The sequence below is a fragment of the Nocardioides lijunqiniae genome, from assembly GCF_015024225.1.
Classification (GTDB): Bacteria; Actinomycetota; Actinomycetes; order Propionibacteriales; family Nocardioidaceae; genus Nocardioides; species Nocardioides lijunqiniae.
Genome location: NZ_JACJGM010000028.1, coordinates 70,406 through 96,209 on the forward strand (window position 1 = coordinate 70,406; position 25,804 = coordinate 96,209).

Consider the following 25,804-nt stretch of genomic DNA (forward strand, 5'->3'; position numbering starts at 1 on the left):
CTGATTCACCTCCTCTCGTGTGTCGATGTGGTGGGTCGTGGGGGTCGCCTCACGTGTAGGCGACAGCAGCCGAACCCGCGACGGACAGGGCCGAGACGATGGCGCCCGTGGCGGTCGCCCAACCCGGCGCATCCAGCGTCTCCATCTCCTGGATGCTGAGCTCCAGGGGAGCGTTGTCGTCGAACTTGTTCATGATTTACCTCCTCTCCGTGGTGTTGGAAGTCAGCACGCGCGACCCGGAGAACGCGTCCCCGTAGATCGAGCGAAGTCTCTCGGTGGTCAGCCCGCGCAGCATGGGGAGTCCCTGTCCCCAGGCCCGGGCGGCCCGGTGGGCCACCTCGTCCAGGTCCGGGCACTCGACCCGACGGTCGATGGACCAGGAGGTCATCAGCTGGTCGATCCCGACCGAGCAGTCGGGGTCCAGGGACTCGGGCGCCGCGTCGCGCACCACGTCCCAGAGCCGCCGCAGGCGGCGCTCGGAGCCCCAGGCGACCTCGCCCTCGAGCACCCGGCGCCACACGGTGGGGAGGACGATCGCGAGCCCGGTGAGCTTGCGGGCGCCCGAGCACATGGAGAGCTCGTTGGCGAGCGGCCAGCACGTGTCGGAGTAGGGCGCCAGGCCCTCCAGCATCTCCTGGCGGTGGGAGCGGCCGCTCAGCGTCGCGATCCGCGCCCGCACCGCCGCCGGGCACGCGACCCGGTCGCTGCGCGCCCGGCTGACGGCGTAGCCGAGCCGGACCACCTCGGCCACCATCTCCTCGGCTCGCTGGTCGGCGCCGGGCCGGTCGGCGTGGTGACCGACGTAGTAGCTGGCGACCCGGATGAGCACCTCGAGGGTGCCTTCGGCCAGCAGCCACAGGGGAAGCTGCCTCGTGGCCACGGCGTCGACCGCGGCCACGTCGGGACGCAGGGTGTCGCCGTAGACGAGCTTCTTGCTCGACTGCCGGCGCAGGCAGGCGGTCCGGCTGGCCTCGGCGCCGGTGCCGACGGTCGTTGGGACCACGGCCAGGCGGACGGTGCGACGCACCCGCTCGGGCAGGATCACGAAGCCGCACCGCTGCGTCGTCATCAGGTTGCGGGCGTACGACGGGTCGCTCGCCAGGAGCGACACCAGCTTGACCCGGTCGATGACCGCTCCCCCGCCGACGCCCACGACCACCTCGTCCGGGGCCAGGTCGCGGGCGAGGTCGGTGAGCTCGTCCGACCGGGCGTCGCCGGTGACCGTCGTGACCCGGGTGCTGCCCACGCCCAGCGAGTCGACGGCTCTGGCCAGGACCTCGGAGTCGGCGAGGGTCGCGTCCACGAACACCGACACCCTCTCCGCCGGACCGGAGCGCCGGAGCTCGGGGCCCAGCTCGGACACGGACGCCACGATCCGCGTCTCTCGCGTGCTCGCCATCTCAGGCACCCGCTCCGACGGGCTCGCGGTGGTGGGCCAGCCCTTCCTGCACGCACCCGAGGAGCTCGTCGAGCTCGGCACGGGTGTAGGTGAGGGCGGGCACCAGCTGGATGCCCTGGGGGCCCGGGTGGACGATGGCGCCGGCGGCGCGGATGCGCTCGACGACCTGCGGGACCTGGTCCTGCGGCAGCGGCGTGCCGTCCGGGGTCGCGAGGCGCAGCGACCGGAAGCAGCCTGCCCCCGTGGTGGCGAGCACGTCGTCGCGCGTGTCGACGAGGCGCGCGAGCTCGACGTCGAGCTCGGCGGAGAGCCGCCGCGCCTGCTGCACGGCGTCGAGCCTGGCCATCTCGTCCAGCGTCGCGACGACGACCGCGCAGGTGACGGCGGTGCCGGCCTGGGTCTCGGCATGTCCCACCAGGGCGTCGACGGCCGAGAAGGCCTCGCTCACGTGGGCGGCGGTCAGCACGGCCGACGCGGCGAGCGTGCCGTTGGTCAGGCCCTTGGAGGTCACCAGCAGGTCGGGCTGTCGTGCCCAGGTCTGCGAGGCGAAGGCGTGTCCGAGCCGGCCGAAGCCGGTGGCGACCTCGTCGGCGACGACGAGGTACCCGTGGCGCTCGCTCAGCTCGCCCAGGGCCGCGACGTACTCGTCGTCGAGGACCGTGGCCCCCGTGCCCTGCAGCGGCTCGACGACGACGGCCGCGACGCGCGCGCCGTGACGGTCCATGAAGTGGTGGAGCTGGTCGACGTCGTTGGTGCTGAGGTGACGGACCTGGCTGCGGTCGACGCCGTAGACCGCCTGGCCGAGGTCGTCGTCGGTGAGCGCGAAGCTGCCGAAGGTCAGGCCGTGGTAGCCCTGCCGCAGCCCCACGACCAGTCGTCGTCCCGACTCGCCGCGCAGGGCGTGGTACTGACGGACCAGCTTCATGACCAGGTCGTTGGCGGCGCCACCGGAGGTGGAGAAGAGGACGCGGTCGTAGTGCTCTGCACCGGCGAAGGAGACGAGCCGGTCCGCGGCCTCACGGGCGTAGGAGTTCTCGTAGCGGAACACGCTGAGGTACGACGCGTCGCGCAGCGCCTGGTAGGCCGCCTCGGCGATGGCCTCGTTGCCGTAGCCGAGGTTGACGTTCCACAGTCCGCTGGTGCCGCACAGCAGGTTTCGCCCCTCGGACGTCGTCACCCGGACGCCGTGCGCGGACTCGAAGCAGGTGTCCTCGCGACCGTGGGCGCTCGGCGGCAGCAGGGAGGCCCAGAGGGCCGAGGGCCCGGCGGCATCGCGTCTAGGCGTGCTCATGTGCCGTCCTCACCTCGAGGAAGTACTCGCGGAAGCCCTTCCAGCCTCCGGAGACCGGGTGGCGCCCGGCCACCCGCAGACCGGCCTGCGCCAGCTCGTGCTCGATCAGCGCGACGTCGATGATGGCGGGGGTGCTGGTGCACACGGGGATCGCTCGGTCGCCGACGTCGAGGGGGTAGACGCCGACGTGCCGTCGGTCCTCCCCCGGCTGCCAGAAGTAGTGGATCCGGTACCGCGCTCCAGAGGCACCCACCAGGTCGGCGTGCTCGTCCCAGGCCGGCTCGTGGGCGAGCGCCGGCACCAGGTCGGCGACGCACAGCAGCAGGACACCGTCCTGGTCGAGGTGCGCCCGCACCCGGTCGAAGAGTCGCGCCCGCGCGTCGGGGCCGAGCAGGGAGATCGACGCCGTGCCCAGCACGACCACCCCGAAGGTTCCGGGCAGCTCGACGTCACTCATGTCGCCCTCGAGGACGAGCAGCCGCGACGCGGTGGCCTGCGGGAGCTGCCCGACCTTCGCCTCGAGCAGCGCGATCATCGCCGTCGACAGCTCGACGGCGGTGACGTCGCGCTTGAGCCGGAGCAGCGGCAGGGTCAGGCGTCCCGACCCGGCCGCCAGCTCGAGGACGCGACCGGGGGTGGCCCGCACGAGGCGGCTCAGCTCGCGGATCTCGGAGCTGTCGAGGGACGCCGTGTCGTCGTAGATGGCGGCGCCCACCGCGTCGTAGAGATCGTGGAACTCGACGTCGTGCCCGAGCTGCTCGACGGCACTCGCGAGCCCACCGCGCAGCTCCGGGGCGACGCCGTCCGCCAGCGTCGCTCCGCCCCGACCGGTCGAGCCGGACACGCTCACGTCACGCACAGCTGGACACCGGCCCGCTGGAAGAACGCCTCGACCTTGAGGAGGTTCGCCTCGTCGCCCTGGGCCGCCGCCTCGACGGAGCCCAGCACCAGCAGCCGCTCCGCGAGCCGGGCCGCCGGCCTGCCCATCTGGAAGGTCTTCTCCGAGCGCGGGTCGAAGACCAGCGCCTGGTCGTCGGTCCACATCAGCACCGGTGAGCCGGGCCGGGCCTCGTGCGCCGAGCCGTCCGCGCCCTCCAGGTCGGGGTCGAGGCGCTGCCCGAAGCCGGAGATGTGGATCTCGCTCAGCTCGGCCAGACCCCGCGTCCGTACGTCACGCACCGCGGCCAGGGCCGAGTGGTAGTAGGCCAGCCAGGGCCGCTCCCGGAGCGCGTCGGCCCGGGTCTGCTCCGGCACCACCTTCGCGAGCGCGACCGCGCACGGGGTGTCGCTGGCGGCGTTGAGGCGGGCCCACTCGGCCTCGAGCGTCTCGAGGTCGTCTCCGACCTTGCCCAGCACGGCCCCGCCCGGCGACGTGGAGATCTGCCCGGCGGCGTCGACGTAGAGCCGCAGCTTGGGTCCGCGGTCGGGCGTCGCGCTGCCCAGGGAGGTGACGTCGCACAGCCGGACCAACGGGTGCGTGGCGAACTCCGCCAGGTCACCCTTGAGGTAGGCCCGGTCGGCGTCCTCCAGGAAGGTCTCGAAGTCCGTCTCGTCGATGACGCGCACGAGCGTGGCGCCGATGAGGGAGAGGTACTCGCTCGTGCCGTAGTCCTGGGTCTGCATGAAGAACTGGGTGCCGATCTGGACGTCGCCACCCGGGTCGCTCAGGGACCCCTCGTAGCCCAGGACGATGGGCCCTTCCGAGCCGTCGGTGCTGTCCGTGGCGCCCGGCACGAACGCGCGGGTGTCGGCGCCGATGAGCCCCGCCTCCCGCATGGCGTCGAAGTGCTGCTGGCGCTCCAGGACCACCGCCAGCGATCCGTCGTACGCCTCGTCGTGGCCGGCCCCCGCCAGCACGTCCTGGCCGAGCTCCCCCGTCGCCCATGTCTTGATGAGCCTGGTCGTTCCCTGCATCGGATCCCTTTCGGCAGTTCGGTTCGTGGCGCGGACAGGCAGTGCTAGGAGTGCTGGTCGATGGCTCCGACCGCACGCAGGATGGTGCGGAGCTCCGCCATCGCCTTCTGCGGCCCCGACTTGTGGTGGACGCCGGTCAGGTTGAGGACGACCTCGTCCACACCGGCTACCTCGTACTCGCGGAGCTGTGAGGTGAGCTCGTCGATGTCGCCGCTCAGGAAGGCGCGTCCCTCGACCAGCGCCTCGGCGTCCTCGAGCGGCCGCTCCCCCCGCACCTTGATGCCGGCTCGCGCGAGCATCTCGACGTAGTGCGGAAGGCGCAGGTGGGCGGCGTTGCTGGCCAGGGCCGTCTCCGCCGGGACCCGGCCCTGCTTGTGGAGGGCCAGGGGCACCATCGAGACGATCCTGGGCGCCGGCTGGCCCGCCGCTCGCGCCCCCTCCTCCAGCGCGGGGCGCAGGGTGGTGTGGATGTACGACGCCGGGGCCAGCCAGGTGATGGCCGCGTCCGCGACCTCCCCCACGAGCCGTGCCATGCGCGGACGAAGCACTCCGGCGCCGACCTCGACGCGTGGCCCGGGCCCGCTGTCCAGCCGTCCGTGGAAGGAGAAGTACTCACCGTCGTGGTCGCTCTGCTGACCGCGCACCAGCGCGCGCACGATGGTGAGGTAGTCGCGCACCGCGTCGAGCTGGCTGGCATAGGGCTCGCCCCGGAGCATCGCCTGGAAGGACGCGGCGCCGGGCCCGTAGCCCACGGTGACCGGCTGCCCCGTGGTGCGGGCGAGCGACATGGCCTGCACGGCCGCCTCGAACGGGTGCCGCAACGGCATCAGCGTGACGCCGATGCCGACCGGGACCCGCAGGCCGGTGCCGGCGAGGTGGGCGAAGGACTGGTGCGGCTCGATGCAGATCGACTGGCCGGTCCAGAGCCGGGAGGACGGCGCCCACTCGACGAGCGAGGCGTACGGGATGAGCTGTTCGGGGCGGGTGGTCGTGAACGGGAGCAGCACCGAGTACTTCAACGCGGCGTCCCGGCCGCGCATGCGGTGGTCGTGTCGCGGACACTCGGGAGGACCCGGCGGGCGGGCGTCCGCCAGCCGTCTTCGTCACTAGCTCCGGCGTAGCCAAATAGCCCACAAGAACTCAACACGTCCACCCCCGAAAGAGACCACAAGGCCAGGCTGGGTATCGATTGCCCTGGAGGTTAGGTGTCGCTTGGCTCACATGCAATGGCAGGATCTCAGAGAGTGAGATCTTATGCAGAACCGCTCCTGCCCGGCACTACTTGCGGACGGTCAGCGGGACGGATCGCATGCTTGCGGCCCTGCGGCCCTTCGGGGCCACAGCGACCGGCACCGGTCAGCGGCAGAGCCTGCCCCGCGGGGAGATCCCCGGTGGCTCGCCGAGGTGGCCGATCGCCTGACGAAGAAGTCAGCGACGGCGACGCGCGCGTGCGGGCGACGCCCGGGGCGTGCACCGCCAGTGCGGCCAGCGCGGCGATGGCGCACGCGACAGCGACGCGTGTCAGCGCGCCCGCGCCCTCGACCGAGGCGCCGAGGGCCACGGTGACCGGGACCAGGGTGGCGCACAGCGCTGCGGTGAGCAGCTGAGGCCCGAACCGGCGGGAGCGGGCGGGCCGGCGGTGGGGTGGAGCGGGAGGCTCGTCGAGGGGGTCTCGGGTGGAGGGTGGGTACGGCGGTGCGGTGCGCACGGCGGACCTCCTTTCGGTAGGGGTGGAGGGGAGCGGTTCGCGGATCGCGGTCACCGCAGGGGGTCGAAGGGCACGAGCTCGGCGGGGCTGATCCCGGAGGCGATGCGCTGCGCAAGCAGCTTCCCGGTGAGGGGCCCGAGAGCCATGCCCCACATTCCGTGCCCGCCGGCGACGAAGATGCGCGGGTCGTTGGTCGCGCCGATGAGCGGCAGGCCGTCGGCGGTGCACGGCCGCGAGCCGACCCACTCGTCGAGGCGGTGGTCGAGGTCGACACCGGTCACGAAGGGGCGGGTGGCCTCCACGATGGCGCTGATGCGTCGCTGGTCCAGGGCGGCGTCCGGGTCGCGGAACTCCATCATCCCGGCCACGCGCAGGCGAGGACCGTCCGGCGTGGTGAGCGGGGTGCAGGCCACCCGCTGGGCGGCGAAGTACACGGGCCCCGCCGGCAGTCGCTCGCAGGCGACGCTGAAGGAGTAGCCGCGACCCGCCTGCACCGGTTGGCGGACACCGACGCTGCGCGCCAGCCCGCCCAGCCAGGCGCCGTTGGCGAGCACGACCGAGTCGAACCGGTCGCTACGGTCGGCACCCCCCTCTCCGCGGGCCACGACGCGTACGCCGTCGGCGCGGTGGTCGAGCCCGGTGACCGCGGCCCCCTCGACGATCTCACCGCCCCGCTGCCGCACGGCGGCGGCGAGCGCACTCGTGAACTCGGGTGGGTTGAGGTAGCGCTGGCCGTGGAGGCGCACCGCCGCCCCCACCTGCGGGGAAAGGGTGGGCTCCTCCGCGCGGACCTCGTCGCCGGTCAGGACGTCGTACTTCACGTCCTGACCGGCGGCCCGGACGTGATCGAGCTCGGCGAGCAACGGAGCCCGATCCGCGGAGGTGCGGAAACAGGCGAGGAACGGGTCAGCGGCACGGGCGGAGGCGCGGACGTCCGCGTCCGTGAGCTCGTCGTACGCCGCGAGGGCAACCCGGTTGAGGGGCGCGTACGCCCGCATCCCGAGCCCCCACCTGCGCGCGGTGCTGTGCCGGGCGAACCCGGTGAGGAACCGCAGCAGTCGGAGGTCGGGACGCAGCGGGACGTAGACCGGCGAGGACGGGCTGAGCACCGCCCGCGCCCCGTAGCCCAGCACGGCCGGCTCGGGCAGGGGTGCGGTCAACGCAGGGGTGAGCCAGCCGGCGTTGCCCCACGAGGACCCAGCGGCCACGTGACGGCGGTCGTAGACGGTGACCTGGAAACCGTGCTCCTGGAGGAACCAGGCGGTGGACAGACCCACCACCCCGGCCCCGATGACGACGACGCGTTGAGACATGAGATCTACCTCCGAGGATCGGACGAGGGGTCGGTCAGTGGCGGTCGCGGCCGGAGCACGCGGTGCACATCACGACCCATGGCCGCAGCTCGAGCCGCTGCGCGGAGATCTCCAGGTCGCACCGGACGCAGGTCCCGTAGCGGCCCTCCTGCACGCGCCGACGCGCGGTGCGGACCTCGTCGAGGATGCGGGTGACGGTGCCGCGGTAGGCGGCTGCCACAGCGTCGAGGTCGCTCTCGGGCATCGCGTCGAGCTGTCGCTGCCGGGACTCTTGGAGCTCGGCGAGGTGCGCGTCCAGCCCGGGATCGGGGCGCGCAGAGACACGGTGGTGGTGCAGGGTCATCGCTCAGTCCTTGGTGACGCCACGTCGCTCGGTCCCGGACCCACTGGGTCGCGCCGGCGTACGCGGAAGAGGGCGACGCCGCTAGGGCGTCGCCAGGGGATGCGAGGTCAGGACCGGAGCGGAGGGGCGCGGTCGACGCTGCGACGAAGCACGTCGAGCCCGCGGATTCCGCGGGCCTCCTCGCTGAGCGCGAGGGCGAGCAGCGCGGCACCGGACGGCACGTGTGCCGGCACGTGACAGCGCTCGGCCGGAGCCGAGAGAGACGCTGCCAGGATTGCCTGCATGCCCCCATGATAGCCGGGTCGGAGACCACCGGCGACACGTCCCACGGGCGACGAGCGCTGCGCCCAGAGCCCCTGCTCGCTGGCCGAGGCGGCCGGCAATCCCACTGAGGACGCCTCACGAGACCGGCAGTGCCGCAACCTCGGCGTTGCGCTGCTCGGTCGATGCAGTCGCGAGCGCGGCCCACGCCTCCCGGTGTGCGCGACGCACGTCACCGTACGAGCCGCCTCTGACCTGCGTTCCATAGGTCAGGGGCGGCTCTCTCGGTCGGGCTGACAGGATTTGAACCTGCGACCCCTTGACCCCCAGTCAAGTGCGCTACCAAGCTGCGCCACAGCCCGAGTCTCCCGGCCGAGTGTCGCGTTGGCCGAGCGCTGGAACACTACAACAGGGCGAGGGTCGCCGCGGAATCGGGCTCACCTCACGGCCATGCTGTCTGCCTGCTCGCGCAGTGGTGCGGTGTCCACGGCGACGAACGCCGAGGCCGGGATGGTCTCGAGGTCCCGGATCAGCGGCTCCGGCCACCGACGGTGCTGCTCGCCCTGGAAGAACCACGGCGAGCCGTTGTCGGCGAGCACCAGGCCGTAGGTCTTCATCGCTCGCACCACCCGTCGCGCGTACGGCGAGAGGCCGGCCGCCGACCACCCCGCGCGGAGCCGGAAGCGGGCGCCCATCGGCGGGACGTCACGGCTGTCGCTGGACCCGGCGTCGTGGCGGGCCGGCCACAGGTGACGGCGGGCGGTGACGTCGGTGGTGAAGCGGATCGCGTGGTCGATCCGGTCGTCGCGGACCTCGTTCCACCGCAGCAGCCCCGGCAGGATGGGCAGGCCGGCGGCGTCGGCGGAGGTCCAGCCGTCGGGTCGCAGCCGGTTGCTGCGCAGCGACCAGACCGCCCCGGAGCCGGCCTGCCACCTCCCGCCTCGCACGCGGGTGTCGTAGGTCTCGTAGAGCCGGCACCGGCCGCGGTCGACGACGACCGCGTGCCGGTCGCCCCCGGAGGCGCGTCCGCCCTCGACGCGGGTGTCCGCGCCCAGCGGGTAGCGGACCCGGTCGGACTCCGAGGCGTGGTCGAACCGCACGCGGACCTTGCGGTGGGACGAGCGCACGACGGTGACCGGGATGCCGTAGCCGGGCCCGTCGTCCGACGGCCCGAAGTCGGGGTGCAGGTCCCGCGCGGTCGACATGTGCGAGAGCCACGCGCTGCTGCGCGGGTGGACCCGCAGCCGGCGTACGTCGGCGTGCCACCAGCTGTCCGCGGGGAACACCGAGCACCGCGTGCCGGCCACCGGCCTCCCCGGCACCGCCGCGGCCGCCGACGACGGGCGCTCGGCCCGGCCGGCGTCCGGCGAGGACGTGCGCGTGCCCTCCGGGCCGCCCACCGGGGACAGCACGGCCAGGGCCACCGCCCCGAGCGTCAGGGCGGCCAGGGTGCGCATCGAGCCACCCTAGGCGAGCATCCGGCTCAGCGCTTGCGCTTCTCCCGAGGTCGCTGCTGCAGCAGGATCGGCGTTCCTACGAAGCCGAACTCCTCGCGCAGGCGGCGCTCGATGAACCGCTCGTAGGAGGCGTCCAGCTTGCCGCTGGTGAACAGGATGAACATCGGCGGCGCCGACGACGCCTGCGTGCCGAAGAGGATCTTGGGCTGCTTGCCGCTGCGCACGGGGTGCGGGTGCTCGGCGACCAGGCGCCCCAGGAACGCGTTGAGCGTGCCGGTGGAGATCCGGGTCTCCCAGCCCTCGATGGCCTTGTCGATGGCCGGGACCAGCCGGTCGACGTGCCAGCCGGTGCGGGCGGTGATGTTGATGCGCGGGGCCCACTGCACCTGGACGAGGTCGCGCTCGATCTCGCGCTCGAGGTAGTAGCGGCGCTCCTCGTCGACCAGGTCCCACTTGTTGAAGGCGATGACCAGGGCCCGGCCGGCCTCCCGGATGCTCTGGATGATCCGGATGTCCTGCTCCGAGAGCGACTCGCCGCCGTCGACGACCAGCACGGCCACCTCGGCCCGGTCGATCGCCGTCGAGGTGCGCAGCGAGGCGTAGTACTCGTGGCCCGAGGCCTCCTTGACCCGCTTGCGGATGCCGGCGGTGTCGATGAAGCGCCAGGTGCGTCCGCCGAGCTCGATCAGCTCGTCGACGGGGTCGACGGTGGTGCCCGCGACGTTGTCGACCACGACCCGCTCCTCCCCCGCCAGCCGGTTGAGGAGCGAGGACTTGCCGACGTTGGGCTTGCCCACGATCGCGACCCGCCGCGGCCCGCCGGCCTCGTGCTCACGCTCGGGGGGCGGCTCGGGCAGCGCGGCCAGGACGGCGTCCAGCATGTCGCCGGAGCCGCGCCCGTGCAGCGCGGAGACGGGCCAGGGCTCGCCCAGACCGAGGTTCCACAGGCCGAAGGCCTCGGCCTCGGTGCGCTGGTCGTCGACCTTGTTGGCGGCCAGCACGACCGGCTTGCCGGACTTGCGCAGGATCTTGACGACCTGCTCGTCGAGGTCGGTGATGCCGACCGAGGCGTCGACGACGAACAGCACCGCGTCGGCCAGCGTGACGGCGATCTCGGCCTGCGCGGCGATGCTCTGCGCCAGGCCGCGCGCGTCGGGGTCCCAGCCGCCGGTGTCGACGACGGTGAAGGCCCGGCCGGCCCAGTTGGCGTCGTAGGACACCCGGTCGCGGGTCACGCCGGGGACGTCCTCGACGACCGCCTCGCGGCGGCCGATGATCCGGTTGACCAGCGTCGACTTGCCCACGTTGGGTCGTCCCACGACGGCCAGCACGGGCACCGGCCCGTCGGTGCCCTCGTGGCCGTTGTCGTCGGGCTCCTGCGTCTCGCTCACGTCGTCGTTCCTGTCACGCCACCGGAAGGGTCGGGCTCCAGCTCCCCTGACGGGAGGGGTCCCGGGAGGCTCCGGCCGGTGGTCACCAGCGCCTCACGAAGATCGTCGAGCATCCGGTCGCGCAGTCGCAAGGACGCGGTCTCCACGTCGGTGCGCCGGCGCGGCCAGGGCATCTGCTCCAGTGTGAAGGGTGCCCCGATGACGAGCTCAATCCTCGCGCCCCGTCGGGGCAGAGAGCCGGTGTGCCCACCGGGCTCGCGGGTGCCGATCATGATGACCGGGACCACCGGCGCGCCGGTCACGAGGGCGAGGTAGGCCGCCCCGCGGTGGAAGCGGTCCAGCTCCCCCGCGCCGCGTCGTCCCTCGGGGAAGACCCCGACCACGCCGCCGTCGCGCAGGACGCGCAGGGCCCGCTTCACCGCCGCGGGGTCGGCGACGTAGCGGTCCAGCGGGATCTGGCCGGCGAGGTGCAGGAACCGCCCCAGCCGGCCCCGGAACATCTCGATCTTGGTCAGCGCGTGCACGGGGCGTGGGGAGAAGATCGCCAGGAGCGGGCCGTCGACGACGCCGATGTGGTTGGCGGCCAGGATCACCGGCCCCGACGCCGGCACGCGCTCCGCCCCCGTCACCCGTACGTCGTAGCGGCGGCGGACCAGCCAACGGGCCGGCGGGCGCAGGCCGCGCAGCGTCGCGCGCGGCGGGTGCGGCGTGCGGTCGGTGCGCGGTCGCTGGAGGTGCGTGGTCTCGGTCGGGGTGCTCACCGGGCGGTCCGCTCGACGAGCTGCACCACCTGGTCGATGACCTCGTCGAGCGAGTGGAAGGTCGTGTCGACGTGCACGGCGCCGTCGGCCATGACCAGCGGGGCGGTGGCGCGGCCGGAGTCGATCCGGTCGCGCTCGGCCAGCACCCGCTCGGTCGCGGCGACGTCCGAGCCGCCCTCCTCGGCGGCGCGGCGTAGGGCGCGGGCGGCGGGGTCGGCGGTGAGGTAGAGCTTGACCTCGGCCTGCGGCCAGACGACCGAGCCGATGTCGCGGCCCTCCACGACGATGCCGCCGCCGTCGATGATGCCCCGCTGCAGGTCGAGCAGCCGGGCCCGGACCTCCGGCACGGTGCTGACCGGCGACACCGACCCGGTGACGGCGTCGGTGCGGATCTCGACGGCGACGTCGACCCCGTCGACCTCGATGGTCGGGTCGAGCGGGTCGGTGCCGGAGACGATCGTGGGCCGGTCGGCCAGAGCGGCGACGGCCTCGGCGTCGTGGACGTCGACGCCCTCGCGCAGCATCCACCAGGTCATCGCGCGGAACTGCGCGCCGGTGTCGAGGTAGCGCAGCCCCAGCCGGTCGGCCACGCCGCGGCAGGTGCTGGACTTGCCGGACCCCGAGGTGCCGTCCACCGCGACCACGACCTGAGCCTCGGGAGTGCTGTTCACGGGAGCGAAGCCTACCGGTGAGTGACCCAACCGCGTGACTCGAGTGATCCCAGCAGGTGCTCGGCGCGGTCGACGTCGACGGTGAGCTCGACCAGGCCGACCGGACGCCCCGGGTCGTGGTCGATGCGCACGTCCTCGATGTTGACGCCGCTCTCCCCCGCGTCCGCGAAGAGGCGGGCCAGCTCGCCGGGGTGGTCGGGCACGGCGACGAAGACGGCCCCGGTGGGCCGCGGCGGACCCCCGTGCTTGCCGGGGATGGCGCGGGTCCCGCTCACGCCCTGGCCCAGGACGGCCTCGAGCCCGGCCCGGTCACCCGTGGCGAGGGCCTCGATGACCGCGTCGAGCCGACCGCGGACCTCGCCGAGGAGCGCTCCGACCGCGGCAGCGTTGGCGGACACGATCTGACCGTAGAGCGCCGGGTCGCCCGCGGCGACCCGCGTGACGTCGCGCACCCCCTGCCCCGACAGGGCGAGGTGGTCGGCCGGGGCGCCCGCGAGCACGCCCGCCGCGAGCGAGGCGAGCAGGTGCGGCAGGTGGGAGGTACGGGCGACGGCGCGGTCGTGCTCGTCGGGCGTCAGCCGCACGGGGACGGCTCCGCAGAGCAGGGCCAGCGCCTCCACCAGGGCGACCGCGTCCGACGCCGACGCGGCGTGGGGCGTCACCGCCCACGGGCGCCCGTCGAACAGCGCGGCACTCGCGGCCAGCGGCCCGGAGCGCTCGCTGCCGGCCATGGGGTGGCTGCCGACGTAGCGCTCGACGCCGGGCAGGCCCGCCACGGCCGCCAGGGGGCCGGCCTTCACGCTGCCGACGTCGGTCACGACCGCGTCCCGGGCGAGCGCACGCTCGATCTGCTCGGCCAGGTGGTCGGGTGGCACGGCGACCACGACGAGCTGCGGGCGGTCGCCGGGCGCGCTCGGGCGGCCCGCGCCGAGCCCGGAGGCGGTGCGCAGGTGGTCGTCGGAGGGATCGGTGAGGAGGACCTCGAGACCGGCACGCCGGCAGGCCAGCGCGACCGAGGTCCCGATCAGTCCGGCCCCGACGATCTCGACGGGACCGGTCAGCTCACTCATCCGGCACGGACCGCACTCGGGTCAGGTCGCTGCGCAGCGCCGCGGCGCCGTGCAGGTAGACGTGGGTGATGTCCGCGCGCGGCAGGTCGGTCTCGACGTGCGCCATCATCCGCACGCAGCGCGGCATGGAGCCCGCGATCTCGAGCTCGCGCGCGCAGATCAGCGGCACCTCCCCGAAGCCGAGCTGCCGGGCGGCGTAGGCCGGGAACTCCGAGACCAGGTCGGCGGTCGCGGTGAAGATCACCGAGATGAAGTCGTCGACCTCCAGGCCGTTGGAGGTCATCACGTCGGTGACCATCTCCGCGACCCGCTCGAGCATGTGCTCGCGCTCGTCGGCGTCGAGCTGGGTGGCGCCGCGCACGGCTCTGACTGGCACGCGGTCGATGCTATCGGGGCTGGTAGCTCCCGAAGGACCAGTGGTTGCCCTCTGGATCCGCGACGCTGCCTCCGCGGCCGCCGTAGTCCTGGTCGACCATGGCCCGCAGCACCGTCGCCCCCGCCGCCACGGCACTGTCGAAGACGGCATCGGGGTCGTCGGTCACCAGGTAGGCAGCGGAGCCGCCCACGTTGTCGACGGCGCCGTCGGGACGCACGGAGCCGAACATGATCCCGCCGCCCCCGGACCACAGCCACTCGGCGTGGGCGACCACCGAGGGGTCCTGCTCGTCGCGGTAGGTCGCGTGCTCGGTGAAGCCGATCGCGGTCAGGAAGCGCATCATCGCCTCCGCGTCGTGGAAGGCCATCGTCTGCCAGTGCCGGACGTCTGCTGCCGTGGGGTTCGTCATGGCCCCACCCTCACCCAGCCGGTACGCCGCCGGCTTGGACGTCGGGGAACTCCTCGCGCAGCCACGTGGTCGGCGGGCACCCCGCGAGGTCGCGCCACTCCCGCGCCAGGTGGGCCTGGTCGGCGTAGCCGCACGCCGCCGCGACGCCGGCCAGTGTGCCGCCGCGGCGTGCCGCGTCGAGCACCCGGTCGCGGCTGGCCTCGAAGCGCGCCACGCGCTGGTACTCCTTGGGACTCAGACCCGTCTCCGCGACCACGAGGTTGCGCAGGTGCCGGCGGCTGTAGCCCACGTCGTGGGCCACCTCGGCGACCGCGACCCCGCGGGCCAGGCGTGCCAGCGCCCGGCCCACCTCGGCGCGCGGGCCCGGCCCGGCGTGGTCGGACAGGGCGGTGGCCAGCGCCCGGTGCAGCACGCCCGCGCGCTCGGGCCAGGTCGACGCGTCGTGCAGCTGCTCGGGCAGGTGGCGCAGGCGCGGCGCGAGGTCGTCGAGCGAGAGCAGCTGGCCGGCGATCGCCGCCGCCGGCAGCCCCAGCAGCGCGCGGGCCTCGGCGGTGGTGAGGGCGAGGAAGAGGCCCTCCTGGTGACCGTCGTGGCGGATCTCGGCCGGCGCCGCGTGCAGCCCGGCGACGCTGGACCACGACGCCCGCCGCGAGCCGGGGTCGCCGCTCCAGGCGACGTCCAGCGGCGCCCCGATCGGCAGCACGAACGTCAGGGACGTGCCGGGCAGGCCGCGGTGCACCCCGGGCGGGCCGACCACGTCGTAGCCGACCAGCCCGACGACGTACGGCCGCAGCGCGTGCGGCACCGTCAGGGGGCCGACCATCCGCCGAGCCTACGCCGCGCGGGCCGCCCACGGGGCCCTACAGCTGGGCGTCGTCCAGCAGCCGTCCGAGCTCGTCGAGCGTCAGCTCGCGCAGGTGGCCGGGCTTGAGCGAGCCCAGCGTCACCGGGCCGATCGCGGTGCGGGTGAGCTTGCGGACCGGATGGCCCACCTCGTCGAGCAGGCGCCGGACGATGCGGTTGCGGCCCTCGTGGATGACCAGCTCGACGATCGACTTGTCGCGAGCCGCGGCGATCGTGCGCGCCTGGCTGACCGTGACCGGGCCGTCCTCGAGCGTGACGCCGGCCAGCAGCCGCTGCAGCGTGTCCTTGCCGAGCTCGCCGGCCACCTCGGCGACGTAGGTCTTGTCGACCTCGTAGGACGGATGGGCCATGCGCTGGGCGAAGTCGCCGTCGTTGGTCAGCAGCAGCAGCCCCGAGGTGTCGGTGTCGAGGCGGCCGACGTGGAAGAGCCGCTCCGCGCGGTGCTCCACCAGGTCGGAGATCGTCCGGCGCCCCTCGGGGTCCGACATCGTCGACACGACGCCGGTCGGCTTGTTGAGCACGAGGTAGACCAGGTCGGAGACCGGGGGCAGGCGCTTGCCCGACACCCGGATCACCGCCGTGCGCGGGTCGACCTTGGTGCCGAGCCGGGTGACGACCTCGCCGTCGACCTCGACCTCGCCGTCGAGCATCAGCTCCTCGCACTTGCGTCGCGACGCCACGCCCGACTGCGCCAGCAGCTTCTGCAGGCGGATCAGGCCGTCCTCGTCCGTGGCGACCTCGCGGCTCACGACGGGGCCGACCCGGGCTCGGCAGGCTCGTGGGCGTGCTCGGCCGCGGCCTCGGCACCACCCGCAGGCCCCTCGTGGACGGACTCCGACGCCGCCATCTCGGCCAGCTCGTCCTCGAGGTCGTCCATGTCCGGGAGGTACGGCGCGAGCTCGGGCAGGTCGTCGACCGACGTCACGCCGATGCGCTCCAGGAAGTAGCTCGTCGTGCGGAAGAGGTTGGCCCCCGTCTCGCCGTCCTGGCCGGCCTCCTCGACCAGCCCGCGCGAGAGCAGCGTGCGCATCACGCCGTCGACGTTGACGCCCCGGATCGCCGAGACCCGGGCGCGGGAGACCGGCTGCTTGTAGGCGACCACCGCGAGCGTCTCCAGGGCCGCCTGGGTGAGCCGGGCCTGCTGGCCCTCCAGGACGAACGCCTCGACGACCGCGGCGTACTCGTCGCGGGAGTAGAAGCGCCACCCGCCCGCGACGTTGCGCAGCTCGAAACCACGCCCCTGCTCGGTGTACTCGGCCGCCAGCTCGCGCAGCGCCGCCGACACCTCCGTGGCGGGGTAGCCCACGGTCGAGGCCAGGCTCACGTCGTCCAGCGGCTGGTCGGAGACCATCAGCACCGCCTCGAGTGCGGGCCGCAGCTCGGTCAGGGGTACGGCGAGCAGGTCGCCGCCGTCGGCCTCGGGCGCCTCGGGCGCCTCGTCGGGCTGGTCGGCCGCGGCCTCGGGCAGGTCGTCGGGCGCGTACCCCTCGGGCTGGGCGTCGGTCATGGTGTCTCCTCGTCAGCGGGCGCGGGGGCGCCCGGCTCGGGCGGCGCTCCGTCGAACTCGTCGGTGATCTCGATCTCCTCGTCGTCGGCCCCGGTCCAGCGGATCGTGAGCTCGCCGAGCGCGGTGACCTGCTCGAAGGAGACGGCCCCCTCGCGGAACAGCTCGAGCAGCGAGAGGAACCGCGCCACCGTCGTCAGCCGGTCGGGCGAGTCGCCGCACAGGGCGCGGAAGGTCATCGTGCCGGTGCGGCGCAGCCGGTCGACCACCAGGGCCGCCTGCTCGCGCACGCTGACCTTGTTGGCGTGGATGTGGTGCAGCGAGACCTCGAGCACCTGCTTGGGCGCCAGCGCCTTGGCCGCGAGCTCGGCGAAGCGGTCCAGGCCGATCCCGATCAGCACCTCGGGGAGGAGGGTGGCGTAGCGCTCCTCCATCTCGACGGCGCGCGGGTACCGGCGCGACTCCTCCGCCAGGCGCACGTCGAGGAAGCTCGCGACCTGCTTGAACGCCTTGTACTGCAGCAGCCGCGCGAAGAGCAGGTCGCGCGCCTCGAGGAGGGCGAGGTCCTCCTCGTCCTCCACGTCGCCCTGGGGCAGCAGCCGGGCGGCCTTGAGGTCCAGCAGGGTGGAGGCGACCAGCAGGAACGACGTGGTCTGCTCGAGGTCCCAGACCGGGCCGCCCGCCTTGACGTGCGCGATGAACTCGTCGGTCACGCGCGAGAGCGCGACCTCGGTGATGTCGAGCTTGTGCTTGGAGATCAGGCTCAGCAGCAGGTCGAAGGGGCCCTCGAAGTTGTCGAGCCGCAGCTCGAAGCCCGGAGCCTGCTCACCGGCCTCGCCAGGTGCAGCGAGGGTGGTCATCCCTCGGTCAGCCGCCGGACCAGCACGCTGTCGTCGCCGTGGGCGTCGAAGTCGGCCAGGACCAGCGCGACCGCCTCGCGGACCAGCCGGCCGCGGTCGACGGCCAGGCCGTGGCCGCTGCGCAGCGCGAGCCGGGCCTGCTCGATGTGGATGAGCTCGTCGGAGGTGACGTAGACGGTCATCTTCTCGTCGTGGCGGATGCGCCCGCTGGGCTTGGGCAGCGCGCCCGGGGCCGGCTCGGCCGGCTCGACGGTCTCGGGCGCGTCCGGGACGGCGTGGACGGCGGTCGGCCGGAACAGGTCGTCGGCCGTGGGCATGCTCACGCGTCGAGGCACCGTGCGAGCACCTCCCTCGACAGCTGGCGGTAGGACTCCGCGCCGCCCGAGGTGGAGGCGTAGGACGTGATCGGCTCCCCCGCCACGGTGGCGTCGGAGAACTTCACGGTGCGGCGGATGACCGTGTGGAAGACCTTGTCGCCCCACGCCTGGACCAGGCGCTCCATGACCTCGCGGGAGTGCAGCGTGCGGCCGTCGAACATGGTGCCGAGCACGCCGTCGATCTCCAGCTGCGGGTTGAGGCGCTCGCGGACCTTGTCGATGGTGGTCTTGAGCAGCGCGACGCCGCGCAGCGCGAAGTACTCGCACTCCAGCGGGATGATCACGCCGTGCGACGCCGTGAGCGCGTTGACGGTGAGCAGGCCGAGCGAGGGCTGGCAGTCGATGAGGATGACGTCGTACTGGGTGAGCGCCGGGGCGAGCACCCGCTGCAGGGTCTGCTCGCGGGCCACCTCGTGCACCAGCTGCACCTCGGCGGCGGAGAGGTCGATGTTGGAGGGCAGCAGGTCCATGCCCGGGACGCCGGTGGGGACCACGACGTCCTCGACGCTCACGTCGCGCTGCATCAGCAGGTTGTAGATGGACAGGTCCATCTCGTGGGGGTTGAGGCCCAGACCGACCGACAGGGAGCCCTGCGGGTCGAAGTCGACGAGCAGCACCTTGCGGCCGTACTCGGCGAGCGCCGCGCCGAGGTTGATGGTCGTCGTGGTCTTGCCGACGCCGCCCTTCTGGTTGCACATGGAGATGACCCGCGCGCGGTGCTCGCCGGTGACCGGCCGCGGCTCGGGCAGGTGCGGCATCGGGCGCCCGGTCGGGCCGAGCACGACGGCAGGGGCGTCGACGTCGAGGAGGGCCGGCTCGCGCTCGACGGCCGGGGCGGAGGGCGCCTCGTTGCTGGCGGCCATCTCGGGCATGCCGGCGCGGGGGCGGTCGAAGGGCAGGGGGTCGGACACGACGTGCTCATCTCGGTCGGGAGGGGAAGGGACCGGCGCCCGGGGAGGCATGTCGGGTGCGGCGCTGCCGCCGTGGCTCGGGGGGTACGTCCCGCTGTTGCTCATGTGCCACTCCTCGTGGGTTGTCCGAGACCGGTCGGGGCTCTGCTCCCCATCACACAATGTCGACACGACGACATTGCGGAGACTCGCCGCGGACTCTAGGCCCGGTCCCGAGAGGGCACCAAGACGGGATCCTCTGACGGCCCCCGGATGCCATCGGGAGCCGACCGCGGGCGCCGTGCAGGACCGCGACCCCCGGCGCGACTGGTTTGGACTCGCCGCTCCAGGAAAGGAGTGACGACACCCACTCCGACCTCAGGGGGCTACGCCTTGGCTCAGCAACATCCACCTCCGCCGCCCTCGTGGCAGCCCGGGCACCAGCCTCCCAGCCCCGCACGGGGCCGGCGCGTCGCCGTCATCGTCACCTCGGTGGCGGTCGTCCTGGTGCTGGCAGCCGGCGCCGTGGCCGCCTACACGCTGCTCTCCACCGACCCGGGGCCCTCGCCGAGACCGCCGGCCCCCCGAGCGGTGCCGAGCACGGATGCCCCCGAGGCACCCGGATCGGTCGACGTGCCGCCGGTCCAGCCATCGTCGACACCAGATCCGCAGAGGACGCTGACCCACAACGAGCTCTATCGCGTGCCGCGGATGAAGTCCGTCGGCTGTGCACAGAACTCGCGGGTCGCGCTCGACGGCCTGGGCGGCGTCCGGGCCTACTACCGGTCGGTGCTGCCGTGCCTGAGCAGGGCCTGGGGTCAGCTCGGGAAGGACGGCATCACCGTCCGCGCACCCGGGCTCGAGGTGTTCAGCGGAGAGGTGTCCACGCCGTGCGGCTCCGTCCTGTACTCGTTCTACTGCCCGAGCAACCAGACGATCTACATGTATGCCGACGAGATGTTCGACCCCTGGAACCAGTACGCCGGGGACGACTTCTCCCACGGCCTCACGCGGCTCGCGGCGCTCCACACGATCGCTCACGAGTTCGGCCACCACGTCCAGCAGGTGACCGGCATCTTCGGCGCCATGGGACCCGACTGGTCGGGCACCGAGCTCGAACGCCGCTCGGAGCTGCAGGCCTCGTGCCTGGGCAACGTCTTCCTCGCGTCGCAGCGTGATGCCTACGGCGTCGACTCCGTCTACTGGGAGGCGCAGTGGGAGCCGCTGTGGCGCTTCATCACCCGCGTGCCCAACCACGGGAGCGAGGCCAACCAGCGCACCTGGACCGACCGGGGCTACGGGTCGGCCAGGCCGGGCGACTGCAACACCTGGACCGTCGGCGCGGCGCAGGTGACCTAGTCGGGTGCTCCTGGTCCCACCGGCAGCGCATCGCGGTGGCGCCGTGGGCCCAGCGGACAGTCAGGCGCCGGTGACGGCGGCGTCGTACGGCGCCCAGGCGGGCTCGCGCAGCGCCGGGCAGTGCTCGGGAGTGGGGTGGTGCGCGATGTCGATGAGCCGGTCGAGCGCGTCGCGCGCGGCCGCCAGGTCGGCCATGGCCGCGGTGATGCGGTCGCGCTCGGCGGCCATCATCGCGAAGGCCTCGGGCGACCCGTGCCCGGTGTCGACGCACGGCAGCAGCTGTCGCACCGTGCGGCTGGGCAGGCCGGCGGTGAAGAACCGCTGGATGAGCTGCACCCGCTCGACGGCGGACTCGGGGTAGGTGCGCTGTCCGCTGCCGGTGCGGTCGGCGGCGATCAGCCCCTGCTCCTCGTAGTAGCGCAGGGCCCGCGTGCTGACCCCGGCCCGGTCGGCCACCTCACCGATGCGCATCCGCGTCTCCCCTGCTGTGGCGTCGGTCTCTCCGACTTGCCCTTGACGTCAACGTCAGGTTCTAGCGTAGCCGACGGCGGGCCGCGACGGCCCGGCCGACATCGCTGCCGACGTCACAGCCGACGTCGCAGAACCTCACGAAAGCCAGGACCCGATGAACATTCCCGACCAGGTCGCCCTCGTCACCGGAGCCAACCGCGGCATCGGCCGCCAGTTCGTGCTCGAGCTGCTCGAGCGCGGTGCGACGAAGGTCTACGCCACGGCGCGCCGTCCCGAGTCGATCGACGTGGTCGACAGCCGGGTGGTGCCGCTGCGCCTCGACCTCCTCGACCACGACTCCGTCGTCGCGGCCGCGGCGACCGCCACCGACGTCACGCTCCTGGTCAACAACGCCGGCATCTCCACGGGTGCGCCACTCGTCACCGGCGATCTCGCCGACGTGCGACGCGAGATGGACACGCACTTCTGGGGCACCCTCGACGTGATCCGCGAGCTCAGCCCGGTCCTCGCGGGCAACGGCGGCGGCGCGATCGTCAACGTCCTGTCGGCGCTGTCGTGGTTCGCCATCGACGGCAGCGGCGCCTACTCCTCGGCCAAGGCGGCGGAGTGGAACATGACCAACGGCGTGCGCCACGAGCTCGCGGCGCAGGGCACCCTGGTCCAGGGCGTGCTGCTCGGAGCCGCGGACACCGACCTCACCGACGGCTACGACGGCCCCAAGATCGACCCGCGCGACGTGCCGCGCCTCTCGCTCGACGGCCTGGCCGCGGGCTCGATCGAGGTGGTGGTCGACGACTGGACCGCCATGGTGAAGGCCTCCCTGGCCGGCGACCCCGCCGACTTCTACGCCCGCATCGCCGAGCTCCTCGGCTGAGCACGGCCAGCGCTCGGGGAAGGACGGCTGTCAGTCGCCGAGGCAGCGCATCGCGGTGGTGGTCAGCGCCAGCTCGCCCAGCTCGTCGGAGGTGTCCAGGTCGACCACGGCCTCGATGACCCAGTCGTGGTCGCCCGCGGGGTCGTGGATGGTCTGGCGGACCTCCCAGCGCCGTCCGGAGCGCTGGACGGCGAGCAGCTGCGGGCCGCGTGCGTCCGGGCCGAGGTCGACGGTGTCGTGCTCGGCGTAGTACTCCTCGATGGCGGCGTCCCAGGCCGAGCGGGTCATCAGCACCTCGCCCGACGGGTCGGTGCGGTCGGCGGCGGCGCGCTCGAGGGCCATCAGCGCGTCGAGGTCGTCGCGGGCCACGAGCTCGACGCGGCGGAACATCGCGTTGCGGATCATGATCGCGAACGGCCGCTCCTGCGCGGAGATCGGTCGGTTCATCGGAGGCGGGGCGCCCTCGGCGACCGCCCGGGCGACGTGCTCGGGGTCGGAGAGGGCCTCCCACTCGTCGAGCAGCGAGGAGTCGGTCTGGCGCACCGTCTCCCCCAGCCACTCGACGAGGTCGTCGAGCTCGGGGGTGCGGTGCGCCTCGGGCACCGTCTGGCGCAGCGTCCGGTAGGCGTCGGTGAGGTAGCGCAGCACCAGCCCCTCGGACCGCGCCAGCTCGTAGCGGCCCACGAAGTCGGTGAAGCTCATCCCCTGCTCGTACATCTCCCGCACGACCGACTTCGGGTCGAGCGCGTCCTCGCGCAGCCACGGGTGGGTGCCGCGGTAGATCTCGTAGACGCCCTCGAGCATCTCGGCCAGCGGCTGCGGCCAGGTCACGGCGTCGAGCAGCAGCATCCGCTCGTCGTACTCGATCCCGTCGGCCTTCATCTCGCCGATCGCCACTCCCCTGGCCGCCCGCTGCTGGGCGAAGAGGATCTGGCGCGGGGAGTCGAGCACGGCCTCCATGACCGAGACGATGTCGAGCGTGTAGGTCTCGCTCTCGGGGTCCAGGACGTCGAGGGCGGCGAGCGCGAAGTGCGCCAGCGGCTGGTTGAGGGCGAAGTCCTCGGGCAGGTCGACGGTCAGGACGTAGCGGCGGCCGAGCTCGTCGGGCTCCGCGAGGCGCGTGACCGTCCCGGACCGCAGCAGGCTGCGCACGAGCCGCAGCGCGCGCCGGCTGAGCCGCAGCTGGCTGCGTCGGTCCTCGTGGTTGTCCTGGAGCAGGCTGCGCAGGACCGGGAACGCGTCCTCCTCGCGCGCCAGGACGTTGACGAGCATCGCGTTGTCGACCTTCATGCGCGACTGCAGGCGCTCCGACTCGCCGTTGACGAGCTTCTCGAAGGTCTGCTCGGTCCAGACGACCATGCCCTCGGGCGGCTTCTTGAGCTGCGGCTTGCTCTTCTTCTTCGCCTGCTTCTCGGCGCTCATCGAGGCGTTCTTGGCGTCGGACTTCTTCCGTGCCCGGTCGTTCTCGATGACGTGCTCGGGCGCCTGGACCACGACGTAGCCGGCGGTGTCGAAGCCGGCCCGTCCGGCGCGTCCCGCGATCTGGAGGAACTCCCGCGTGCGCAGGATCCGCTGACGGCTGCCGTCGAACTTCGCCAGCCCGCTGAAGAGCACCGTGCGGATCGGCACGTTGATGCCCACGCCGAGGGTGTCGGTGCCGCAGATCACCGTGAGCAGGCCGGCCTGGGCCAGCTGCTCGACGAGGCGGCGGTAGCGCGGGAGCATGCCCGCGTGGTGGATGCCGATGCCCCGGCGCACCATCTTGGACAGCGTCTTGCCGAAGCCGGCCCCGAAGCGGAAGGCGCCGATCGTCGCGGCGATCGCCTCCTTGTCGGCGGCGCCGACCTTCCCGACGGCCGAGCTCGGGGAGAGCAGGCTGGTGGCGTGCTCGACGGCGTCCTTCTGGGTGAAGTGCACGACGTAGACGGGCGCCTGCCGCTCCTCGACCAGTCGCTGGACGGTCTCGTCCAGGGGGGTCAGCGCCCACTCGAACGACAGCGGCACCGGCCGCTCCGCGTCGTCGACGATCGCGGTCTCACGACCAGTGCGCCGGCTCAGGTCCTGCGCGATCTCCGAGACGTCGCCGAGGGTGGCCGACATCAGGAGGAACTGCGCGTGCGGCAGCGAGAGCAGCGGCACCTGCCAGGCCCAGCCGCGGTCGGGCTCGGCGTAGTAGTGGAACTCGTCCATGACGACCAGGCCGACGTCGGCCGAGGCACCCTCGCGCAGCGCGATGTTGGCCAGGACCTCGGCGGTGCAGCAGATGATGGGCGCGTCGACGTTGACCGAGGCGTCGCCGGTGAGCATGCCGACGTTCTCTGCCCCGAAGGCCGCGCACAGCGCGAAGAACTTCTCGCTGACCAGCGCCTTGATCGGCGCGGTGTAGAAGCTCACCCGGTCCTCGGCGAGCGCAGCGTGGTGGGCGGCCTCCGCGACCAGCGACTTGCCGGAGCCGGTGGGCGTGGCCAGCACGACGTTGTCGCCGCTCAGCAGGTGGAGGATCGCCTCCTCCTGGTGCGGGTACAGCTCGAGCCCGCGCTCGGCGACCGCGCTGGTGATCTCGTCGAGCAGGTCGCTCATCGGTCCTCCAGCCGGGCGCCGACGCGGTCCCGGCCGACGCAGGCGGCCGGGCCGTCGTGGGGTTTCCGGACGGCGGGGAGGGGGCTCACCGTCCCATCCTCCCTGACGGGCGCAGGCTCACCCGCGGGCCCGGGGGTGCGCGGTCGCGAAGACCTCGCGCAGGTTGTCGACGGTGACCAGCGTGTAGACCTGGGTCGTCGTCACCGAGGCGTGGCCGAGCAGCTCCTGCACCACGCGCACGTCCGCGCCGCCGTCGAGCAGGTGGGTGGCGAAGGAGTGCCGCATGGTGTGGGGCGAGACGTCACGGGTGACCCCCGCGCGGTCGGCGGCCTTGGCCAGCACGGCCCACGCGGACTGCCGGGACAGCCGGCCGCCGCGGGCGTTGAGGAACAGCGCACCGCCGACGGCGCCGGAGCCGGTGGCGACCAGCTCGGGCCGCGCCCGCACCAGGTACGCCGAGAGCGCCTCGCGGGCGAAGGAGCCGATCGGCACCAGCCGCTCCTTGCTGCCCTTGCCGCGCAGCAGGACCGTCCCGTCGACGTCGTCCAGGTCGTCGACGTCGAGGCCGACGGCCTCGGAGATGCGGGCCCCGGTGCCGTAGAGCACCTCGAGCAGCGCGCGGTCGCGCAGGGCCAGGGTGGTGCCGGGGGCGCCCGCCGCCTCGAGGATCGCCTCGACGTCGGAGAGCGGCAGCGCCTTGGGGAGGCGCTTCGCCGCAGCGGGCGGCTTGACGCCGCTGGCCGGGTCGAGCGTCGCGAGCCCGTCGGCCACCGCGAACCTGTGGAAGCCCCGCACCGCGACGACCGTGCGCGCCGCGGACGTGGCGCTGAGCGGAGGGTGGTCCGGGTCGCCCTCGCGCAGCCGCACCAGGAAGCCCGACACGGTCGCCTCGCTCACCTGCTCCAGACGCTCCACGCCCTCGCCGTCGAGGTGCGCGCGGTAGCGGCGCAGGTCGCGGCGGTAGGAGGTCAGCGTGTTGGCCGCCAGGCCCTTCTCGACCGAGAGGTGCTCGAGGTAGGTGCGGATCGCCCGGTCGACGTCACCGGTCGACGTCGCGGGCCCCGGTCCGGTCGTGGCGGCCAAGGTCAGCCCAGCACGCTCTCCAGGGTGACCGCGTCGATGCCGACGGCCTCCCCGACGGGGGCGTTGGTCAGCTGACCGGCGTGGGTGTTCAGGCCCAGCGCGAGCGAGCGGTCGCGGCGACTGGCCTCGGCCCACCCGTGGTCGGCCAGCTTGACGGTGTAGGGCAGCGTCGCGTTCGTCAACGCGTACGTCGAGGTGTTCGGCACCGCACCCGGCATGTTCGCCACGCAGTAGAACGTCGAGTCGTGCACCTGATACGTCGGGTCGTCGTGCGTCGTGGCCCGCGTGTCCTCGAAGCACCCACCCTGGTCCACCGCGATGTCGACCAGCACCGAGCCCGGCTTCATCCGCGAGACCAGCTCGTTCGAGACCAGCTTCGGCGCCGCCGCCCCCGGGATCAGCACCGCACCGATCACCATGTCGGCCTCCATCACCTGCTGCTCCACCGCCAGCTTGGAGGACGCCAGCCCGTGGACCCGGTTGTTGTAGCGCCAGAACGACATCCGCAGCTTGTCCAGGTCGGTGTCCAGCAACGTCACGTCCGCACCCATGCCCAACGCGATGTTCGCCGCGTTCTG

The 25,804-nt window shown here is 73.0% G+C and carries 28 protein-coding genes and 1 tRNA gene; 2 read left to right on the top strand and 27 right to left on the bottom strand.

Annotated elements, in window-relative coordinates; translation table 11 throughout:
* Positions 1 to 49 precede the first annotated feature (49 nt).
* The 23 genes from IRQ30_RS16590 to IRQ30_RS16700 all read right to left on the bottom strand — a co-directional run bounded on the left by IRQ30_RS16590 (position 50) and on the right by IRQ30_RS16700 (position 18,727).
* A complete protein-coding gene (locus tag IRQ30_RS16590; RefSeq protein ID WP_193608073.1) occupies positions 50 to 193 on the bottom strand; it encodes a hypothetical protein in 144 nt (47 codons plus the stop codon).
* 3 nt (positions 194 to 196) lie between these two features.
* Positions 197 to 1,399, bottom strand: coding sequence for a daptide-type RiPP biosynthesis dehydogenase (gene mpaC / locus IRQ30_RS16595; protein WP_193614096.1), 1,203 nt, complete (start codon positions 1,397 to 1,399; stop codon positions 197 to 199).
* Position 1,400: 1 nt separating this feature from the next.
* Complete coding sequence (mpaD, locus tag IRQ30_RS16600; RefSeq protein ID WP_193614097.1) at positions 1,401 to 2,690, bottom strand: daptide-type RiPP biosynthesis aminotransferase; 1,290 nt, start codon at positions 2,688 to 2,690, stop codon at positions 1,401 to 1,403.
* On the bottom strand, positions 2,677 to 3,549 hold the full coding sequence (mpaM, locus tag IRQ30_RS16605; RefSeq protein ID WP_193614098.1) for a daptide-type RiPP biosynthesis methyltransferase: 873 nt from the start codon (positions 3,547 to 3,549) through the stop codon (positions 2,677 to 2,679). The genes mpaD and mpaM overlap by 14 nt, the downstream gene beginning before the upstream one ends.
* Positions 3,537 to 4,604, bottom strand: coding sequence for a daptide biosynthesis RiPP recognition protein (gene mpaB, locus IRQ30_RS16610; protein WP_193614099.1), 1,068 nt, complete (start codon positions 4,602 to 4,604; stop codon positions 3,537 to 3,539). The genes mpaM and mpaB overlap by 13 nt, the downstream gene beginning before the upstream one ends.
* 44 nt (positions 4,605 to 4,648) lie before the next feature.
* Positions 4,649 to 5,644, bottom strand: coding sequence for an LLM class flavin-dependent oxidoreductase (locus IRQ30_RS16615; RefSeq protein ID WP_193614100.1), 996 nt, complete (start codon positions 5,642 to 5,644; stop codon positions 4,649 to 4,651).
* Positions 5,645 to 6,362: 718 nt separating this feature from the next.
* On the bottom strand, positions 6,363 to 7,625 hold the full coding sequence (locus IRQ30_RS16620) for an NAD(P)/FAD-dependent oxidoreductase (RefSeq protein ID WP_193614101.1): 1,263 nt from the start codon (positions 7,623 to 7,625) through the stop codon (positions 6,363 to 6,365).
* 34 nt (positions 7,626 to 7,659) lie between these two features.
* Positions 7,660 to 7,968, bottom strand: coding sequence for a TraR/DksA family transcriptional regulator (locus tag IRQ30_RS16625; RefSeq protein ID WP_193614102.1), 309 nt, complete (start codon positions 7,966 to 7,968; stop codon positions 7,660 to 7,662).
* Between the two features lie 107 nt (positions 7,969 to 8,075).
* On the bottom strand, positions 8,076 to 8,252 hold the full coding sequence (locus tag IRQ30_RS16630; protein WP_193614103.1) for a hypothetical protein: 177 nt from the start codon (positions 8,250 to 8,252) through the stop codon (positions 8,076 to 8,078).
* A gap of 265 nt (positions 8,253 to 8,517) precedes the next feature.
* Positions 8,518 to 8,591, bottom strand: a tRNA-Pro gene (locus IRQ30_RS16635).
* A 75-nt stretch (positions 8,592 to 8,666) separates the two neighbouring features.
* A complete protein-coding gene (locus tag IRQ30_RS16640; RefSeq protein WP_193614104.1) occupies positions 8,667 to 9,686 on the bottom strand; it encodes a hypothetical protein in 1,020 nt (339 codons plus the stop codon).
* 26 nt (positions 9,687 to 9,712) lie between these two features.
* Positions 9,713 to 11,077: a ribosome biogenesis GTPase Der gene (der, locus tag IRQ30_RS16645; protein WP_193614105.1), complete on the bottom strand. Its 1,365-nt coding sequence runs from the start codon at positions 11,075 to 11,077 to the stop codon at positions 9,713 to 9,715.
* Positions 11,074 to 11,838, bottom strand: coding sequence for a 1-acyl-sn-glycerol-3-phosphate acyltransferase (locus IRQ30_RS16650; RefSeq protein ID WP_193614106.1), 765 nt, complete (start codon positions 11,836 to 11,838; stop codon positions 11,074 to 11,076). The genes der and IRQ30_RS16650 overlap by 4 nt, the downstream gene beginning before the upstream one ends.
* Positions 11,835 to 12,509 (bottom strand): (d)CMP kinase, encoded by a 675-nt coding sequence (cmk, locus tag IRQ30_RS16655; RefSeq protein ID WP_338089759.1) that lies wholly within the window; start codon positions 12,507 to 12,509, stop codon positions 11,835 to 11,837. Before cmk ends, IRQ30_RS16650 begins: the two co-directional genes overlap by 4 nt.
* Before the next feature lie 11 nt (positions 12,510 to 12,520).
* The gene (locus tag IRQ30_RS16660; protein WP_193614108.1) at positions 12,521 to 13,579 is read right to left on the bottom strand and encodes a prephenate dehydrogenase; all 1,059 of its coding nucleotides are present in this window, start codon (positions 13,577 to 13,579) and stop codon (positions 12,521 to 12,523) included.
* Positions 13,572 to 13,955 (bottom strand): chorismate mutase, encoded by a 384-nt coding sequence (gene aroH, locus IRQ30_RS16665; protein ID WP_193608062.1) that lies wholly within the window; start codon positions 13,953 to 13,955, stop codon positions 13,572 to 13,574. Before aroH ends, IRQ30_RS16660 begins: the two co-directional genes overlap by 8 nt.
* Before the next feature lie 10 nt (positions 13,956 to 13,965).
* The gene (locus IRQ30_RS16670; RefSeq protein ID WP_193614109.1) at positions 13,966 to 14,364 is read right to left on the bottom strand and encodes a VOC family protein; all 399 of its coding nucleotides are present in this window, start codon (positions 14,362 to 14,364) and stop codon (positions 13,966 to 13,968) included.
* A gap of 10 nt (positions 14,365 to 14,374) precedes the next feature.
* Positions 14,375 to 15,187, bottom strand: a complete 813-nt coding sequence (locus IRQ30_RS16675; protein ID WP_193614110.1) for a helix-turn-helix domain-containing protein — start codon at positions 15,185 to 15,187, stop codon at positions 14,375 to 14,377.
* Positions 15,188 to 15,224: 37 nt separating this feature from the next.
* Positions 15,225 to 15,977: a pseudouridine synthase gene (locus IRQ30_RS16680; protein ID WP_193608059.1), complete on the bottom strand. Its 753-nt coding sequence runs from the start codon at positions 15,975 to 15,977 to the stop codon at positions 15,225 to 15,227.
* A complete protein-coding gene (gene scpB, locus IRQ30_RS16685) occupies positions 15,974 to 16,735 on the bottom strand; it encodes an SMC-Scp complex subunit ScpB (RefSeq protein ID WP_193614111.1) in 762 nt (253 codons plus the stop codon). The genes IRQ30_RS16680 and scpB overlap by 4 nt, the downstream gene beginning before the upstream one ends.
* Positions 16,732 to 17,592, bottom strand: coding sequence for a segregation and condensation protein A (locus IRQ30_RS16690; protein ID WP_193614112.1), 861 nt, complete (start codon positions 17,590 to 17,592; stop codon positions 16,732 to 16,734). Before IRQ30_RS16690 ends, scpB begins: the two co-directional genes overlap by 4 nt.
* Positions 17,589 to 17,909, bottom strand: a complete 321-nt coding sequence (locus IRQ30_RS16695) for a hypothetical protein (RefSeq protein WP_227463931.1) — start codon at positions 17,907 to 17,909, stop codon at positions 17,589 to 17,591. Before IRQ30_RS16695 ends, IRQ30_RS16690 begins: the two co-directional genes overlap by 4 nt.
* Positions 17,910 to 17,911: 2 nt before the next feature.
* Positions 17,912 to 18,727, bottom strand: coding sequence for a ParA family protein (locus tag IRQ30_RS16700; protein ID WP_227467733.1), 816 nt, complete (start codon positions 18,725 to 18,727; stop codon positions 17,912 to 17,914).
* 624 nt (positions 18,728 to 19,351) lie between these two features.
* Between IRQ30_RS16700 and IRQ30_RS16705 the strand changes: the two genes are divergently transcribed.
* Complete coding sequence (locus IRQ30_RS16705) at positions 19,352 to 20,218, top strand: neutral zinc metallopeptidase (protein WP_193614113.1); 867 nt, start codon at positions 19,352 to 19,354, stop codon at positions 20,216 to 20,218.
* Between the two features lie 60 nt (positions 20,219 to 20,278).
* On the opposite strand, the gene IRQ30_RS16710 is transcribed toward IRQ30_RS16705, so the two are convergent.
* A complete protein-coding gene (locus IRQ30_RS16710) occupies positions 20,279 to 20,689 on the bottom strand; it encodes a MerR family transcriptional regulator (RefSeq protein ID WP_193614114.1) in 411 nt (136 codons plus the stop codon).
* A gap of 154 nt (positions 20,690 to 20,843) precedes the next feature.
* Here IRQ30_RS16710 and IRQ30_RS16715 point away from each other — a divergent pair, with 154 nt between their 5' ends.
* Positions 20,844 to 21,563 carry an SDR family oxidoreductase gene (locus IRQ30_RS16715; protein WP_193614115.1) on the top strand — a complete coding sequence of 240 codons (720 nt, stop codon included), beginning with the start codon at positions 20,844 to 20,846 and terminating at the stop codon, positions 21,561 to 21,563.
* A 30-nt stretch (positions 21,564 to 21,593) separates the two neighbouring features.
* On the opposite strand, the gene IRQ30_RS16720 is transcribed toward IRQ30_RS16715, so the two are convergent.
* From IRQ30_RS16720 to IRQ30_RS16730, 3 genes are all read right to left on the bottom strand, one after another.
* Positions 21,594 to 24,143, bottom strand: coding sequence for a DEAD/DEAH box helicase (locus tag IRQ30_RS16720; RefSeq protein WP_193614116.1), 2,550 nt, complete (start codon positions 24,141 to 24,143; stop codon positions 21,594 to 21,596).
* A gap of 117 nt (positions 24,144 to 24,260) precedes the next feature.
* Positions 24,261 to 25,226, bottom strand: a complete 966-nt coding sequence (xerD, locus tag IRQ30_RS16725; RefSeq protein WP_193608051.1) for a site-specific tyrosine recombinase XerD — start codon at positions 25,224 to 25,226, stop codon at positions 24,261 to 24,263.
* A 2-nt stretch (positions 25,227 to 25,228) separates the two neighbouring features.
* The coding region (locus IRQ30_RS16730; RefSeq protein WP_420827611.1) for an alanine dehydrogenase at positions 25,229 to 25,804 on the bottom strand (576 nt) is incomplete at its 5' end.

Excerpts from the sequence above, each read along its gene's own strand:
- IRQ30_RS16715 (WP_193614115.1), top strand. The coding sequence starts at position 20,844 with ATGAACATTCCCGACCAGGTCGCCCTCGTCACCGGAGCCAACCGCGGC.
- IRQ30_RS16710 (WP_193614114.1), bottom strand. The coding sequence starts at position 20,689 with ATGCGCATCGGTGAGGTGGCCGACCGGGCCGGGGTCAGCACGCGGGCC.
- IRQ30_RS16690 (WP_193614112.1), bottom strand. The coding sequence starts at position 17,592 with ATGACCACCCTCGCTGCACCTGGCGAGGCCGGTGAGCAGGCTCCGGGC.
- IRQ30_RS16720 (WP_193614116.1), bottom strand. The coding sequence starts at position 24,143 with ATGAGCGACCTGCTCGACGAGATCACCAGCGCGGTCGCCGAGCGCGGG.
- IRQ30_RS16700 (WP_227467733.1), bottom strand. The coding sequence starts at position 18,727 with ATGCCGCACCTGCCCGAGCCGCGGCCGGTCACCGGCGAGCACCGCGCG.
- IRQ30_RS16630 (WP_193614103.1), bottom strand. The coding sequence starts at position 8,252 with ATGCAGGCAATCCTGGCAGCGTCTCTCTCGGCTCCGGCCGAGCGCTGT.
- IRQ30_RS16660 (WP_193614108.1), bottom strand. The coding sequence starts at position 13,579 with ATGAGTGAGCTGACCGGTCCCGTCGAGATCGTCGGGGCCGGACTGATC.
- IRQ30_RS16640 (WP_193614104.1), bottom strand. The coding sequence starts at position 9,686 with ATGCGCACCCTGGCCGCCCTGACGCTCGGGGCGGTGGCCCTGGCCGTG.
- IRQ30_RS16620 (WP_193614101.1), bottom strand. The coding sequence starts at position 7,625 with ATGTCTCAACGCGTCGTCGTCATCGGGGCCGGGGTGGTGGGTCTGTCC.
- mpaD (WP_193614097.1), bottom strand. The coding sequence starts at position 2,690 with ATGAGCACGCCTAGACGCGATGCCGCCGGGCCCTCGGCCCTCTGGGCC.
- mpaC (WP_193614096.1), bottom strand. The coding sequence starts at position 1,399 with ATGGCGAGCACGCGAGAGACGCGGATCGTGGCGTCCGTGTCCGAGCTG.
- IRQ30_RS16695 (WP_227463931.1), bottom strand. The coding sequence starts at position 17,909 with ATGCCCACGGCCGACGACCTGTTCCGGCCGACCGCCGTCCACGCCGTC.
- scpB (WP_193614111.1), bottom strand. The coding sequence starts at position 16,735 with ATGACCGACGCCCAGCCCGAGGGGTACGCGCCCGACGACCTGCCCGAG.
- IRQ30_RS16670 (WP_193614109.1), bottom strand. The coding sequence starts at position 14,364 with ATGACGAACCCCACGGCAGCAGACGTCCGGCACTGGCAGACGATGGCC.
- IRQ30_RS16675 (WP_193614110.1), bottom strand. The coding sequence starts at position 15,187 with ATGGTCGGCCCCCTGACGGTGCCGCACGCGCTGCGGCCGTACGTCGTC.
- IRQ30_RS16625 (WP_193614102.1), bottom strand. The coding sequence starts at position 7,968 with ATGACCCTGCACCACCACCGTGTCTCTGCGCGCCCCGATCCCGGGCTG.
- IRQ30_RS16615 (WP_193614100.1), bottom strand. The coding sequence starts at position 5,644 with ATGCGCGGCCGGGACGCCGCGTTGAAGTACTCGGTGCTGCTCCCGTTC.
- IRQ30_RS16590 (WP_193608073.1), bottom strand. The coding sequence starts at position 193 with ATGAACAAGTTCGACGACAACGCTCCCCTGGAGCTCAGCATCCAGGAG.
- mpaB (WP_193614099.1), bottom strand. The coding sequence starts at position 4,604 with ATGCAGGGAACGACCAGGCTCATCAAGACATGGGCGACGGGGGAGCTC.